Origin of the sequence: Glaciecola nitratireducens FR1064, assembly GCF_000226565.1 — a bacterium.
Taxonomy (GTDB): Bacteria; Pseudomonadota; Gammaproteobacteria; order Enterobacterales; family Alteromonadaceae; genus Glaciecola; species Glaciecola nitratireducens.
The window spans coordinates 2,927,478-2,941,866 of sequence record NC_016041.1 but is presented as its reverse complement, the minus strand read 5'-3'; the positions used below and the strand labels follow the sequence as shown (position 1 = coordinate 2,941,866).

Genomic DNA, 14,389 nt, shown 5'->3' with positions numbered 1-14,389 from the left:
TTTTGCCAAGGGAGAGCGCAGGTGAGTTTGGTTAATGTAGATGTTGCTATTGTGGGCGCTGGTATTACTGGGCAAACGCTCGCTTTGGCACTGGCGCGAAAGGACTTTAAAGTTGCTATTATTGACGCTAATGATATTGCGCAAGGTATCACTGAGGCGTTCTCACCAAGAGTGAGCGCCATTAGCAAAGCAAGTGAGCGAATATTCAAGAATGTGGGTGCTTGGCAAAATATCCAGCGCATGCAAGCCTATACCGAAATGCACGTATGGGAAGATCAGGCATTTGGTCGCATCGCCTTTTCTGCGCAAGAAAACAAGGTTGAAAACTTGGGTCATATCGTTGAAAACAATTGCATTGTCCAAGCATTGCTCGAAACAGCAAAAGCGGCGAACAATATTCAGCTGTTTCTCGGGCAAAAAATTACAACGATTAATCGCAGCAAAGAGCAACAATTTATCAATCTTGAAAACGCCGATATGGTAGCCGCGAAGTTAATTGTAGGCGCGGATGGAGGCAGCTCATTTGTGCGCAAAACAGCAGGTTTCCCCGTCACCTTTTGGGACTATGACCACACCGCGATTGTCGCTAATGTTAACACTGAACAAGCGCATCAGAACATCGCTAGACAGGCTTTTACCCCTACTGGGCCTTTGGCGTTTTTACCGCTGTCATCGCCGAATGTATGTTCGATTGTTTGGTCGCAAGATACCCGAGAAGCAGAGCGCTTATTGGCTTTGACCGACGAAGAGTTTTGTAAATCACTGCAGGTAGCACTCGACAATCAATTAGGTAAATGTGAGCTTTTGACAAAACGCTTCAATTATCCTTTGAAGATGCAGTATGCACAACAGTGGGCTGACACTGGTATTGTACTGGTTGGAGACGCGGCGCATACCATTCATCCTTTGGCAGGACAGGGCGCTAATTTGGGCTTGCTGGATGCGGCTGCATTAGCGCAAGAACTGGGTGCATTAAAAGAAGCTGGTAAACCGTTCCATACCAAAAAAGCGCTGCGGCCTTATGAACGTTGGAGAAAAGCCGAGGCGGCTAAAGTTGTGGCTACCATGGAAGGTTTCAAACGACTGTTTAATGGCACCGATCCTGCACTGAAATTAGCGAGAAATGTCGGCTTGACGGCTGCTAATGCTATTGGTCCCATCAAAAAATTCTTTATTCAACAAGCCATGGGCAGTGCGGGTAAAATGCCTAGATTAGCAAAGCGCTAATTGTTGAAATTTTTAAACAAAGATACCTTGAGCTATGTCTTCTTTTTCTGGAAACTTAATCAAAAATAAACGGTTCTTTTTTAGCTTTTATTCTTATCCAATTCAGAGTGGCGCGAACCGAATGTCGCGAAAGAATGCGCTGTTCCATTTTGTCTTTACCCGGAAACGGGAGCAAGCTGAGACCTATTAATATAGTAATTAAGCCCTGACCGGGTAAAACTAGCATCAAGATCCCGCACACCAACAAGCCAATCCCAAGAATGATTTTTGCAATTTTAACTGCGCAGGCTACACTTCTACTGATCGAAGTTAAGTGAAGGTGATTAATGAGACCCTCCTCAGACGTTTTTCGACGCACGAAGTATTGTTTATCCATTTGTGTAATAAAGTAGGTTATTACGACAAAGTATGCGATAGAGGCTGTTGTCGTTAATGCAACTATCAAGAATATAAAATTAGCGCCAAAAGTATCCGTTAGGTAGGTTGCAATATTGCTGTAATATTCTTTAAGCACTTTTGTTTTCCGTCATTGATTTAGCAGTGCATTATTTAAGTTTAAGTTGAGTTTTATGCAAGTATTCGAAGAATTGCTAGAGTGGATTTCCATCCATTGGGTAACCATAACAGTTATTTTGCATGTTAGCTCATCTCTTCTGACATCGTTGCATGTACTTTTGTTCAAAGAAAACGAGCGCACATCCCTCGCTTGGATTGGCCTAGTGATTTTCTCACCTGTTGTAGGAACGCTATTTTATTGGTTGTTTGGCATCAATCGTATTAAGCGATTAGCGCAAAAAGAACATCCGCAAAACGTCAAACAAGACTTTTGTAATCAAGAAAAATCCATTGATTTTCATGAATTACCTGAAAATTGGCACTCCTCTATCATTGCCGGATACACCATTCATCCAGTCAACTGCGTTGCAGGTAATCGAATTGAGCCGCTCGTAAATGGTGATACTGCTTATCCAGCGATGATCGAATCAATTGAACGCGCTAAGGACTATATCGTTCTATCAAGTTATATATTTGATTTCGATCCGCTCGGAGAACAATTCGTTAATGCTCTAGCTGCCGCACATGAACGAGGTGTCACGGTGAACGTACTTTTAGACGGCATTGGCGTTGGCTACAGCTGGCACAAATCAGACCGAGCGTTAAAAAAACTGGGTGTGAAAACCGCCCGTTTTTTACCCGCAATTTCGTTTACCAGTATTCGCTTTATTAACTTAAGAAACCATCGCAAAATACTCTGCGTAGATGGCGAAGTTGCCTATATCGGTGGCATGAACATAAGTAAAAACAACGTCGTTAAAAGAGCTTCACATCCGGTTGACGATATTCATTTTAAAGTCATTGGCCCCGTGATTGATCAAATCAGTCAAGTATTTAAAGAAGATTGGTTTTTTGCGACAGGATCCTTAATACAATTTCCATCCTTCAAGCCAAACACCGATGAACAAAAAGACAAAAACTCAGTCGTCGCCCGTGTAATTCAAGATGGCCCTGATGAACACCATAATAGGGCGCGATGGACATTGATCAACGCTTTAGCTTGCGCGAAAACAAGCGTAAAAATAATGACGCCTTATTTTATTCCAGACCAAATATTGATGACTTCACTGCATGCAGCCGCTTTGCGAGGTATATCTGTAGAAATTATTGTGCCCGAACACAGCAATATTCTTTTTGTGGACTGGGTAATGGAAGCTAATTTTCCCAGAATAACCCAGCATGGAATAAAGATTTACAAGAATAAAAGACCTTTTGACCACAGCAAAATTGTCATCATTGATGACATTTGGTCTTTCATAGGGTCAACTAATTGGGATCCGAGAAGTCTGGAATTTAATTTTGAAATCAACTTAGAGTGCTTTGATACAGATTTCAATGCCAAATTAACAGCCTTGTTTGCTTCAAAGAGAGAAAATTCTGAGCTCGTTATTGAGGATGAATTATACCGTTTAGCGACTTACAAAAAAATTCGAAATAACCTAGTTCGTTTATTTTCACCTTATTTGTAGTTAGACCCGTACAAATAATTATCTCGCTGATGCAATATTGATAAAAGGCTAAGGTTTTCATGATTAAAAGTCGTTTCATCAGGCTTGAATCCCTAAAGATTATGGGGAGCGCTCGAAAGTTAGCGATGGGACCTGACATAGAGGTATTGTTGTGGAACGTGTTTAAGTGCAAGAAAAAGGGATGGCAAGAAGACTTTGTAAAGCTCATGCACAACAAAGATCTCGTTCTATTGCAGGAAGCTATTTTAAATTCCCCCTTCGATAGCTATTTTAATACGTCACTTGAGCATCAGTGGATAATGGCACGTAGTTTCAGAAACGCACATACTAAAATAGAAAATGGCGTTAAGACTGGGTCGACCGTTGCAGCAAAAAAGCATCATTTTTCAGTGTCGACTCATAGTGAACCGATTACAAAAACGAAGAAAATGTTGCTGGCAACTGTGTACCCATTGAATCCTCCTGAGCAGTCCTTACTAGTGGTTAACTCTCATATTATCAATTTTGTTTCTTTCGAAAAATTTAAAGCGCATATAGACAAGGTTTTTCAAGCTTTAGAGCATCATGAAGGCCCTATATTGTTGGCTGGCGATTTCAATACATGGAATTTGAAAAGGTTGAAATATTTCAATAAGCTGGCACTATCGTTTTTGTTAGAGGAGGTAGAAATGGTGCGTCAGCCAAGGCTTAATCATCTGTTTAAGCATCTTGACCATATTTACTGCCGAGGACTAGAGGTGGTTGATGTGCATGTGCATAAACACATTAAATCGTCGGATCATTTTCCAATAAGTTTATCGTTGCGGACAGTAGACACAGGCGATGCGATTTGCTCGGGGGAGCAAATCAAGCTGCCCTCAAAAATTCGCTAATTTAAGTATTCAGAACCGCGTTTTTGCGCATGAATAACGCTATTTTACCCATTGCCACAGCGTTGCCGAATAGCACAACAATAACGCCAATAGCCGACAATATCGTCCACTGATAACCTTCAAACAAGGTCGAAATTGCCAATGCGATAATAGGGTACACCAATACGACGTAAGCCGCTTTGTCTGAGCCTATCTGCTGCAGTAGTTTCATATAGGCTCCGAAGGCTAAAACAGAGCCAAATAGGGCCAAATAGAGCAAGGCATAGTAATAACTTGCCACTGTCGGCAGCGTAAAACTAGCGCCGCTAATGAACGCGAAACCAAAAGTAAAAATGAGGCTATAACTCATTGCCCAAAAGTTCATTTGAATAACCGGTGTGCCAACATCGAGTATTTTTTCTGACACTACATTACCCACACCCGCACTAAGAAAAGAAGCTGCAGCAAACAACAAGCCTACAGTAAGCCCTTCGTTCACACTCATTGCTTCAAATTCAGGAATGAATATCATGGCGATGCCAATCAGCCCGAAAGTAGCGCCGATGACCACTTCTAAACGCATTGGTTTGCCTAACAAAACGCGGCGTAAAACCACATTAATATAGATGACGCTTGAGCTAAGCAACGCCAGCAACGCGCTTATTATATGATGTTGTGCCGCGTACAAAAATGAATAATCTAAGGTATAAAAAAGTATTCCTACCAATATCAGCTTTTTATGGGTCTCTAAAGGCATTCTAAGCGGAAGCTTGCGAAACCAGCACCAAAAGCCCAAAATTGCTGCGGCAATGCTAAATCGAAAAGCGACAGAGACCGCAGGGTCAACAACATTAATTTGATAATTAATGGCAATCCACGTTGAGCCCCAGATCATGACTGTCGCAAGAAAGAGTAATGGATTCGACATCTATTTTTTAGCTTCTTCTACCATTTTTCTAACGTCACTTAGCAGGGCTTTTGCATCATATACAATGCCATCTTTAATCGTGTAATCAACGCCGCCGGTGCGAGTTGGCTGGTTGTTTTCATCTAACTGATAGTGCCCTGTACCGTATAACACTTTGAAATTGCGCAATGGATTTTCTTTAATAATCACCATGTCAGCTAGTTTACCAATGCTAATTGAGCCAATTTGGTCATCCATACCCAACGCTTCCGCGCCATTCAGCGTTGCAGCTTGAATCACTTCATAAGGGTTAAAACCGGCTTCGCGCAGTAACTCTAATTCGCTAATGTAGCCAAAACCGTAAATTTTGTAGATATAGCCAGAGTCAGAGCCTGTAGTAACACGTCCCCCATGGTTTTTGTAGTCGTTTAAAAATTGCATCCACAGCTTAAAGTTTTCTTTCCAAGAAATTTCTTCATCGGTGGTCCAATCAAACCAGTACGAACCGTGTGCATATCTGCTTGGCTTGAAAAATTCCCATAACGTGGGCAGTGTATATTCATCATGCCAGTCAGCGTTGCGCTCACGCATCAAATCACGACTTGCCTGGTAAATAGTCATGGTTGGATTAATGGTGAAATCTAATTCAATCAGTTCGTCGCGAACTGCGTTCCATTTTTCAGAACCGTATGGCGCTGCTTGCTTCCATAGCTTGCCGGCTTCGGAAAAACGGTCTTGCTCATTGTTGTAATTGTAGCTTGCGGGGTAGTTTTGAATAGTCTGATCTTCGAACAGTGCTTCGGGCAATCCATACCAATGTTCCATGGTGGTTAGGCCTAATCTGGCAGAATCTAGCGCATTCATGCTCATTACGTTCAGTTGAGCGTGGTGCATCATGGTACCCAGTTTCTGCTTTTTAGCTTCGTCTAAGGCTGCTTCCATGACCTTCGGTGTGGCGCCAAAGAACTTAATTCCTTTTGCGCCTTGCTTACCTGCATTTTTAACCCAATCCCGCGCTTGTTTAGCGGTAAAAATAGGCTTGTCACTGCCCATGCCGAAACCTAGATAAGGAATAATGCGAGGAGCAACGATGGTATTTTTGGCACTTCGTTCCGCGTGATCAAGTACCCAATCGAGGCCATTAAAGCTGCCCGGCTCGCGTACAGTGGTAATGCCGTGGCCTAACCAGAGTTTAAAAACATACTCTGCAGGGATATTGTCTGCTGAACCACCGATGTGGCCATGCATGTCAATAAAGCCTGGCATAACGAAATAACCCGGCAGCAACATTTCTTTATCGCCATCACGCAATATGGGGCGATTATTTGACTTGATAGGAACGCCGGGGTTGCCTACATTTACGATATTAGTAATACGATTTTTTTCAATGACGATGTCGACAGGACCGCGGGCTGGTGCGCCTTCACCATTAACGATAGTGACTGCGCGCAGAATTAGACGCTCGTACGGGCCTTCACCTTCACCGTCTTGTTTTGTGGGTGCTGACGCCCCGGGCGCTGCAAATGATGCGGATGCAAATAAGCTGAAAGCTATTGCAAGCGCGATTTTAGCAATTGATTTTTGTATGACTGCTTTATTTATCAGTACTCTTGAGAATACCGTGTGCTTAAAAAGAAACGTTATTTTAGCTAGCATAAGGGTCTGCCGTTTTATTATTTTGCGTTAGTATACGATGAAATTAGCCAATGGTCATTGCAAGTAGCGGTATCTCAATATTTAAAAAAAACTGTTAATGTTGTAAATGTGCCCAATGTCATAATAGTGTATGAATATTAATTTACATAAATTAAAGCTAATAGCGTCACTATTTTGTAATATACTCAAGTCTATACTTAGAAACTGCTTCGTGGATGCGGCGTGTTTTGAAGAATAATTTTTATTTGAAATATAGATATTCAACATTAATCAGGGACGGTTACATGCTCATCAAAAGCAGACATTTCATTATTACTCTTATTTTGTTATCCATGCTCTCACTCACCGGCTGTGCTCAGAAGTTACCGAGTGCTGTCGCAGAGTTAGATAATCGTTTTATCTTTGCGTTCGCTTCATGCGCTCGTGAAAATGAACCTCAGCCGATTTGGACGGAAATAGCGAAGGTAAATCCTGAACTATTTTTGTACATCGGCGACAATGTTTACGCTGATGTTTACGAAGTAAATGGCAAACGCAGTATGCAGCCAGTCACCACCAGAGCCAGGTTTGATGAAGCCTATGCTCGAGCCAATGCGATCCCTGAATTTGCAGCGTTTAGAAAACAGGTGCCCTTAATGCTCGGCACTTGGGATGATCACGATTATGGTAAAAACGACGGAGGCAAAGAATTCGCGATGAAAAAGGAAAGCCAACAAGCTTTCCTTGACTTCTTTGAAGTCGCAAAAGACGACCCCATGCGCCAGCAAGAGGGCGTTTATCAATCAAGAATGTTCAACGATGACGGTAAGCGGGTGCAGCTAATCATTCTTGATACACGCTATCATCGCGACCCTATTATTAAACGACCCGATGGACGACCTAAAAATAAAGGCCCGTATTTACCTGTCACAGATGAAACAACAACTATACTTGGCGAAGAACAATGGTCTTGGTTAGCACAAGAATTAGAAAAACCCGCGGATGTTCGTTTTATAGTGACCAGTATTCAAATTGTTGCTTATGAGCACGCTTGGGAAGGTTGGGGAATTTTTCCACATGAACGTGATCGCATGTATCAACTGATCACGGACAAAAAGGCAAACGGAGTTGTGTTTCTTAGCGGTGATCGCCACTTGATGGAAATTTCCAAGGACGAGGGCCAACTTGGTCACAAAGTGCCTTATCCTATCTGGGACTTTACCTCCAGCGACATAACTAGAGATTTTGTTGAAGTTGTTGAGGATAATACATTCAGGCAGGGCGCAGTCGTAAGAGATACTAACTTTGGCGAAGTTGTGGTTAACTGGGCAGACACTACACTAGATTCCAACATTGTATTAACCGCAAGAGATCGCAACGGTGACGTGTTAAATCAACAAACGATTTTGTTGCGTGACCTGCAAATGTAGAATCTCCGGTTATTGGTTGTAAGCAATATTTGCGCAGTGAGATTACTGAAGTAAGTAACCTGTGCCAACAACAAGCAGCGATAAAAAGATGAGTAGTACTTTGTCCCAAGTTAACGTTAACGTGCCTTTCGATGGAAGGCGCTTTTTGTTGCAGGCAAATATTAGCAGCGTCGTTGCTTGTTTCCTGCTTATCTTGCTACTTCTGCAAAACCAACCTGACGCTAAACCAATTCAATACATGCTGCTTCTTATTGCTACATCAGCTTTATGCGTGCTGTCAGTGTATTTTTGGACGCGCTACAACCTTACTAAACGCAGTATGTTAAGCATTAATTCTGATTTTATTTCGTGGGTAAATAAGCATAAGAATGCGCGAGTTAAGTGGTCTTTTATCCGAACGGTGAATATTGTCGATTTATCTAAAAAGCTTGGGCGTTCAAAATATTTGGTTTACGACTTTGTGCTAGATGCACGAGAGTCTACGCTGCCAAGTCCAATGACTTTATATGCAAGAGACTACAAAATTTCTCATCCTGAGTTACTTGAGTTGATTGAACAAGCCGCGAAAAAATACAACTTTCAGGTGATCCTCGAGCGGATATAGTCTGACAGCGTTTTGCTAACCTGTGGATGTTGAGTATCTTGGTTAAATAAACAAATTTTTATTTTTCCTAAGGCCGGCAGGCGTTTATTTTTTAAAATATCGAGCTCTGGCGGCACACTACTTTTTGCCAACACCGTTACTCCCAAGCCTTGTTTGATGGCGGCAATCAAGCCGTAAAGGTCAGCATTGGTGTAGCTTATTTTCCAAGCGTTGGTTTGCTGCTTTAGCTGCTGAATCACTCGAGATCTATATACGCATCCATCTGGCGCGAGCACTAAAGAAAGCTTGCTTGAATTGAGCGGCTGCTTTGCATCGCCAACCCACACCAATTCATCCTCTATTAGCAGTTCACCTTCAATTGTGTCTTCCGGATTAACGAGGGCAAGAATAAGATCGAAGTCCTTTCGGTTGTTGGCATTGAGCAATTGCCGACTGAGTGCGGAGGTGACATCGAGGGACACGTCTGGGTAGCGGACATTAAACTCACCAACGATGCTGGGTAGCAAGCGCGTCGCGAATTCGCCGGGGATGCCAAGCCTTAACCGTCCTCTAAGCTGTCCGTCTTCTAAGCGTCGAAATATGTCGTCGTTAATTGCCAGCATTTGTTTGGCTTGATCAAACAACCATTGCCCGTCAGCATTGGCTTGATAGCGTTGCCCCACTTTGTCAAAAAGCTTCTTGCCGAGCTGGTTTTCTAGCTTTTTAATTTGTAGGCTGATGGCGGGTTGCGAACGACCAAGTAATTCTCCCGCTTTGCTATAACCACCTAGTTCTATGATGCTGACGAAGGTGCGCAAATTGTCTAACGATAGTTGTTTCATGTGTTTCTCTGATATTTTTTGCTGTTTCCGCAATATGTTCTGTGGTTGTTTCCCGAAACAGCAGCCAAGGTGATGGCAGATGCTTCTGACTCTGTGCTTTGCCTTTGCGATTTTCTGTATCAGTAGTTCTAATGCATTCTAGCTAATACATTTAAAAAGTAAATGTATTCATTAGGACTTTTAATTGGATCTTATGTGTTGCCGTTTCTATACTGGGTTTATAAATTATTACTACGAGATACTGCAAATGAATACCACAGCACTTCATGGCGCGCACATTAAAGCTGGCGCAAAGATGGTTGATTTCTTTGGTTGGGATATGCCAATCAACTATGGTTCACAAATTGAAGAGCATAACGCTGTGCGCCAAGACGCAGGTATGTTTGATGTGTCTCATATGACCATTGTTGATGTTGTTGGTGCTCAGGCAAAGGATTACTTACGTTATTTGTTGGCTAATGATGTTGAAAAACTTCAGCTGAAAGGCAAGGCGCTATATAGCGGTATGCTGAATGACGAAGGTGGTGTTGTTGATGACCTCATTGTTTATCACTTTGAGTCTACTAATTATCGCTTAGTGGTTAACTCTGCGACCAAAGAGAAAGATTTGAATTGGTTGAACAAAATCGCTGACGGCTTTGATGTGTCGATCAATGAGCGTGACGAATTCGCCATGATTGCGGTTCAAGGTCCAAATGCGCAAGCAAAGGCGCAGAGTCTGTTTTCTGCAGCGCAAAAAGAAGCCGTTGAGGGTATGAAGCCTTTCTTTGGTGTGCAGGCAGAAGATTTATTCATTGCAACAACGGGTTATACCGGTGAAGCGGGCTATGAAATTATGGTTCCGGTTGCGCGAGCTGAAGAGTTTTGGGACCAGTTGTTAGCAGCGGGTGTTGTGCCATGTGGACTGGGAGCTCGTGATACACTGCGTTTAGAAGCCGGCATGAATTTATATGGTCAAGACATGGATGAAACAATTTCTCCACTTGCTGCCAATATGGGCTGGACAATCACTTGGGAACCGAGTGAACGAGAATTTATGGGGCGCAAAGCGTTAGAAGCCCAGAAAGCTGCGGGCCACGAAAAATTAGTTGGCTTGGTAATGACCGAGAAAGGTGTACTGCGCGCAGGTCTAAAAGTGATCACATCAGCCGGCGAGGGCGTTATAACCTCAGGTACATTCTCACCTACATTAGGTTACAGTGTTGCTATGGCACGAGTGCCGGCAGGAACTGAAATCGGCAGCACCGTTGATGTTGAAATGCGTAAAAAATTAGTAACGGTAAGTGTTGTGAAGCCTAGCTTTGTTCGTAACGGAAAAAGTGTGCTATAGGCATCATCGAGGCCTAGCGTGTAGCCTCAAACAGAATTGCAGTAACAAAAAAACATTATTAATTATTTAACAACAGTTAGGAAAGAATATGAGCAATATACCAACAGAATTACGTTATGCCAGTACTCATGAGTGGGTTCGTTCAGAAGGTGACGGCGTATTTACCGTAGGGATTACTGAGCATGCACAAGACTTGCTTGGCGATATGGTGTTTGTTGATTTACCAGACGTTGGCGATGCTGTCGTAACGGGTGATGATTGTGCGGTTGCTGAATCAGTAAAAGCAGCTTCTGACATTTACGCACCGATTACGGGTGAAGTCATTGAAGTAAACAGTCTATTAGAAAACTCACCAGAATTGGTTAACTCTGATGCATTTGGTGAAGGTTGGATGTTTAAAATCCAAGCAGAAGACCCTGCTGAAGTTGAAGGTTTGATGGACGCAGAAGCTTACGGCGCGTCAATCGACGACGACTAACTCTGCACCATGCTAGATTGAATGTCAGCTTTTTATAGCTTCATTTAATATTGCATTAGCTTCTATCGCTCAATCCGAGCTTCCGCGTAAAGTGTGAAGTTCGGCATCCTTATTTTTAAATTTTGTTTTTAGGTCGCCAGTTTATGAATGATTCAAATACACCCGCTTCGTTGTTAGATTTAGAACAACCGAACGATTTTATCCGCCGCCATATCGGTCCAGGCAAGGGTGAAATGGAAGAAATGCTGTCGTTTATCGGCGCTGATTCATTAGACGATTTGATGAAGCAAACTGTACCAGCCGGTATTCGTTTGCCAGAGCCACTTAATGTGGGTGAAGCGCAAACAGAAGTGAATGCGCTTGCCGAATTAAAAGCGGTTGCAGGTAAAAACGTGATCAATCGTTCTTTCATTGGCATGGGTTACAGTAATACACATACGCCGAATGTTATATTGCGCAACGTGTTAGAAAATCCAGGTTGGTATACGGCTTACACGCCATACCAACCAGAAATTGCGCAAGGTCGTTTGCAAGCTATTCTTAACTTTCAACAGGTGACGATTGACCTAACAGGCTTGCCTTTAGCGTCGGCTTCATTGTTGGATGAAGCGACTGCTGCCGCTGAAGCGATGGGCTTAGCTAAACGCGTATCTAAAAACAAAAAATCGAATAGCTTTTTCGTGTCTAAAGGCGTTCATCCACAAACACTCGACGTTGTTCAGACACGCGCCGACATGTTTGGCTTTGAAGTTATCGTTGGCGAAGCATCTGAAGCTTCAAGTCACGATGTGTTTGGTGCATTGTTGCAGTACCCAAGTTCAACGGGTGAAATTAAAAATATCACACAAATTATTGCCGACGTACAGGCGAACAAAGGCATTGTAGCTGTTGCGTCTGACTTAATGGCGTTGACGATGCTGACACCTCCGGGTGAGCTTGGTGCCGACGTGGTGCTAGGCAGTGCGCAGCGTTTTGGCGTACCAATGGGATACGGCGGTCCACATGCTGCATTTTTCGCAACAAGAGACGATTATAAGCGCTCTTTGCCTGGTCGAATTATCGGTGTATCAAAAGACACTCGCGGGCGTCCAGCATTGCGCATGGCGCTGCAAACACGTGAACAGCATATTCGTCGTGAAAAGGCCAACTCAAACATTTGTACCGCGCAGGTATTACTTGCAAACATGGCGTCTTTCTTCGCTGTGTATCACGGCCCTGTAGGCCTAAGCACTATTGCCAATCGTATTCATCGGTTCGCCGATATCTTGGGAGCGGGTTTGGTCAGCAAAGGCGTTGAGTTAGCGCATGATACTTGGTTTGATACACTTACCGTGAAGGTAGCGAACAAATCTGAAACCCTAGAAAAAGCGTTAGAGAAAGGCATGAACCTGCGCGCCGATCTTGAAGGCACCGTCGGTATCAGTTTAGATGAAACGACCAATCGTCAGGATATTCTTGATTTGTTCGACGTGCTCATTGGTGAAGATCACGGACTCAGTGTTGAAGCGCTTGACTCCGATATCATTGCAAATGGCTCTTGCTCCATTCCACAAGAACTAGTGCGTACTAGCGCATTCATGACGCATAAAGTATTTAATAGTTATCATTCAGAAACAGAAATGCTGCGTTATATCAAGTCGCTTGAAAACAAAGACTTAGCGTTGAACCACAGCATGATTTCATTGGGTTCTTGTACCATGAAACTGAATGCGGTGGCTGAAATGATTCCAGTAACGTGGCCAGAATTCGGTCAATTGCACCCATTCGCGCCACTCAATCAAGCACTTGGTTACAAGCATATGATTGACGAACTCAGCGACTGGTTAATTAACATCACAGGCTATGATTCACTGTCTATGCAGCCAAACTCCGGCGCACAGGGTGAATATGCAGGCTTGCTTGCGATTACTCGCTATCATGCTAGCCGCGGCGACAGTCACAGAAATGTGTGCTTAATTCCACAGTCTGCACATGGAACAAACCCTGCTTCAGCACAAATGTTGAGCTTAAAAGTAGTTGTGGTTAACTGTGATGCAAAGGGTAACGTTGACTTAGCTGACCTTCGTGCGAAAGCGGAAGAGGTTAAAGATAATCTGAGTTGCGCGATGATCACATACCCATCTACACATGGTGTATATGAAGAAACAGTCAAAGAGATCTGTGACATAGTGCATGAATTTGGCGGTCAGGTTTATATGGACGGCGCAAACATGAACGCTCAAGTAGGCGTAACGTCACCGGGCTTGATTGGCTCTGACGTGTCGCACTTAAACTTGCACAAAACCTTCTGTATTCCACACGGTGGTGGCGGCCCAGGTATGGGTCCCATTGGCGTTAAAGCGCATTTAGCACCATTCTTACCAAGCCACAGTGTGATAGGTTTAGAAGCAGGTGGTACAGGTGAAGATTTAGGCTCAAATGGCGCTATTTCAGCAGCACCATGGGGCAGTGCCTCGATTCTTCCTATCAGCTACATGTACATCAAAATGATGGGCAGTGAAGGTTTGAAAAAGGCCACCGAAGTTGCCATTTTGAACGCCAATTACATTGCACAGAAATTGGAAGGTCACTACCCAATTCTTTATAAAGGCAACAACGGTCGTGTTGCTCACGAATGTATTATTGACTTACGTCCGTTGAAAGAAGCCTCTGGTGTAACTGAAATGGACGTGGCAAAGCGCTTAAACGACTATGGTTTCCACGCACCAACAATGAGCTTCCCAGTAGCGGGCACGCTCATGATTGAGCCGACGGAATCAGAAGCCAAAGTAGAGCTAGACCGATTTATTGAAGCGATGGTGTCGATTCGTCACGAAATTGCCAAAGTAGAGTCGGGCGAGTGGGATGCAACGGATAACCCTTTGCACAACGCACCGCATACATTGGCAGATATGTGCGATAACAATTGGAACAGAAGCTACGATCGTCAGTTAGCTGCTTATCCTGTTGATGCTGTGGCGAAAGATAAGTTTTGGCCAACGGTTAACCGTATCGATGACGTTTATGGCGACAGGAACTTGATTTGTTCTTGCCCGGATTTGGATTCTTATCGTGATTTTGCTGAGTAATTGGCACTTGTAAT

12 protein-coding genes are annotated in these 14,389 nt (G+C 43.4%); 8 read left to right on the top strand and 4 right to left on the bottom strand.

The genetic code is table 11. From position 1 onward, the window contains the following. Window positions 1-21 precede the first annotated feature (21 nt). Window positions 22-1,227: an FAD-dependent oxidoreductase gene (locus GNIT_RS12625; RefSeq protein ID WP_014109627.1), complete on the top strand. Its 1,206-nt coding sequence runs from the start codon at window positions 22-24 to the stop codon at window positions 1,225-1,227. A 55-nt stretch (window positions 1,228-1,282) separates the two neighbouring features. Here GNIT_RS12625 and GNIT_RS12620 read toward each other — a convergent pair whose 3' ends face one another. After that, window positions 1,283-1,741 carry a PGPGW domain-containing protein gene (locus tag GNIT_RS12620; protein ID WP_014109626.1) on the bottom strand — a complete coding sequence of 153 codons (459 nt, stop codon included), beginning with the start codon at window positions 1,739-1,741 and terminating at the stop codon, window positions 1,283-1,285. A 55-nt stretch (window positions 1,742-1,796) separates the two neighbouring features. Here GNIT_RS12620 and GNIT_RS12615 point away from each other — a divergent pair, with 55 nt between their 5' ends. Further along, complete coding sequence (locus tag GNIT_RS12615; RefSeq protein ID WP_041246424.1) at window positions 1,797-3,251, top strand: phospholipase D-like domain-containing protein; 1,455 nt, start codon at window positions 1,797-1,799, stop codon at window positions 3,249-3,251. Window positions 3,252-3,310: 59 nt separating this feature from the next. Then, a complete protein-coding gene (locus tag GNIT_RS12610) occupies window positions 3,311-4,123 on the top strand; it encodes an endonuclease/exonuclease/phosphatase family protein (protein WP_014109624.1) in 813 nt (270 codons plus the stop codon). 1 nt (window position 4,124) lies between these two features. Here the strand turns inward: GNIT_RS12610 and GNIT_RS12605 are convergent, their stop codons facing one another. Further along, window positions 4,125-5,030 (bottom strand): DMT family transporter, encoded by a 906-nt coding sequence (locus tag GNIT_RS12605; RefSeq protein WP_014109623.1) that lies wholly within the window; start codon window positions 5,028-5,030, stop codon window positions 4,125-4,127. Next, window positions 5,031-6,665: an amidohydrolase family protein gene (locus GNIT_RS12600; RefSeq protein ID WP_014109622.1), complete on the bottom strand. Its 1,635-nt coding sequence runs from the start codon at window positions 6,663-6,665 to the stop codon at window positions 5,031-5,033. Window positions 6,666-6,949: 284 nt separating this feature from the next. On the opposite strand from GNIT_RS12600, the gene GNIT_RS12595 reads away from it, so the two are divergent. After that, window positions 6,950-8,074: an alkaline phosphatase D family protein gene (locus tag GNIT_RS12595; RefSeq protein ID WP_014109621.1), complete on the top strand. Its 1,125-nt coding sequence runs from the start codon at window positions 6,950-6,952 to the stop codon at window positions 8,072-8,074. Window positions 8,075-8,162: 88 nt separating this feature from the next. Next, window positions 8,163-8,678, top strand: a complete 516-nt coding sequence (locus GNIT_RS12590; RefSeq protein WP_014109620.1) for a hypothetical protein — start codon at window positions 8,163-8,165, stop codon at window positions 8,676-8,678. Here the strand turns inward: GNIT_RS12590 and GNIT_RS12585 are convergent. After that, the gene (locus GNIT_RS12585) at window positions 8,654-9,499 is read right to left on the bottom strand and encodes a LysR family transcriptional regulator (RefSeq protein ID WP_014109619.1); all 846 of its coding nucleotides are present in this window, start codon (window positions 9,497-9,499) and stop codon (window positions 8,654-8,656) included. The genes GNIT_RS12590 and GNIT_RS12585 overlap by 25 nt on opposite strands. Before the next feature lie 247 nt (window positions 9,500-9,746). Here GNIT_RS12585 and gcvT point away from each other — a divergent pair, with 247 nt between their 5' ends. From gcvT to gcvP, 3 genes are all read left to right on the top strand, one after another. Next, entirely contained in the window at window positions 9,747-10,829 is a 1,083-nt protein-coding gene (gene gcvT / locus GNIT_RS12580) for a glycine cleavage system aminomethyltransferase GcvT (protein ID WP_014109618.1), read from the top strand. A gap of 88 nt (window positions 10,830-10,917) precedes the next feature. After that, on the top strand, window positions 10,918-11,307 hold the full coding sequence (gene gcvH / locus GNIT_RS12575) for a glycine cleavage system protein GcvH (RefSeq protein WP_014109617.1): 390 nt from the start codon (window positions 10,918-10,920) through the stop codon (window positions 11,305-11,307). 143 nt (window positions 11,308-11,450) lie between these two features. Continuing rightward, on the top strand, window positions 11,451-14,375 hold the full coding sequence (gene gcvP, locus GNIT_RS12570) for an aminomethyl-transferring glycine dehydrogenase (RefSeq protein ID WP_014109616.1): 2,925 nt from the start codon (window positions 11,451-11,453) through the stop codon (window positions 14,373-14,375). The last annotated feature ends 14 nt before the right edge of the window (window positions 14,376-14,389 follow it).

What these genes read in the sequence shown, in the direction of transcription:
- GNIT_RS12615 (WP_041246424.1), top strand. Translation starts at nt 1,797, where the DNA reads ATGCAAGTATTCGAAGAATTGCTAGAGTGGATTTCCATCCATTGGGTA.
- GNIT_RS12610 (WP_014109624.1), top strand. Translation starts at nt 3,311, where the DNA reads ATGATTAAAAGTCGTTTCATCAGGCTTGAATCCCTAAAGATTATGGGG.
- GNIT_RS12605 (WP_014109623.1), bottom strand. Translation starts at nt 5,030, where the DNA reads ATGTCGAATCCATTACTCTTTCTTGCGACAGTCATGATCTGGGGCTCA.
- GNIT_RS12600 (WP_014109622.1), bottom strand. Translation starts at nt 6,665, where the DNA reads ATGCTAGCTAAAATAACGTTTCTTTTTAAGCACACGGTATTCTCAAGA.
- GNIT_RS12595 (WP_014109621.1), top strand. Translation starts at nt 6,950, where the DNA reads ATGCTCATCAAAAGCAGACATTTCATTATTACTCTTATTTTGTTATCC.
- GNIT_RS12590 (WP_014109620.1), top strand. Translation starts at nt 8,163, where the DNA reads ATGAGTAGTACTTTGTCCCAAGTTAACGTTAACGTGCCTTTCGATGGA.
- GNIT_RS12585 (WP_014109619.1), bottom strand. Translation starts at nt 9,499, where the DNA reads ATGAAACAACTATCGTTAGACAATTTGCGCACCTTCGTCAGCATCATA.
- gcvT (WP_014109618.1), top strand. Translation starts at nt 9,747, where the DNA reads ATGAATACCACAGCACTTCATGGCGCGCACATTAAAGCTGGCGCAAAG.
- gcvH (WP_014109617.1), top strand. Translation starts at nt 10,918, where the DNA reads ATGAGCAATATACCAACAGAATTACGTTATGCCAGTACTCATGAGTGG.
- gcvP (WP_014109616.1), top strand. Translation starts at nt 11,451, where the DNA reads ATGAATGATTCAAATACACCCGCTTCGTTGTTAGATTTAGAACAACCG.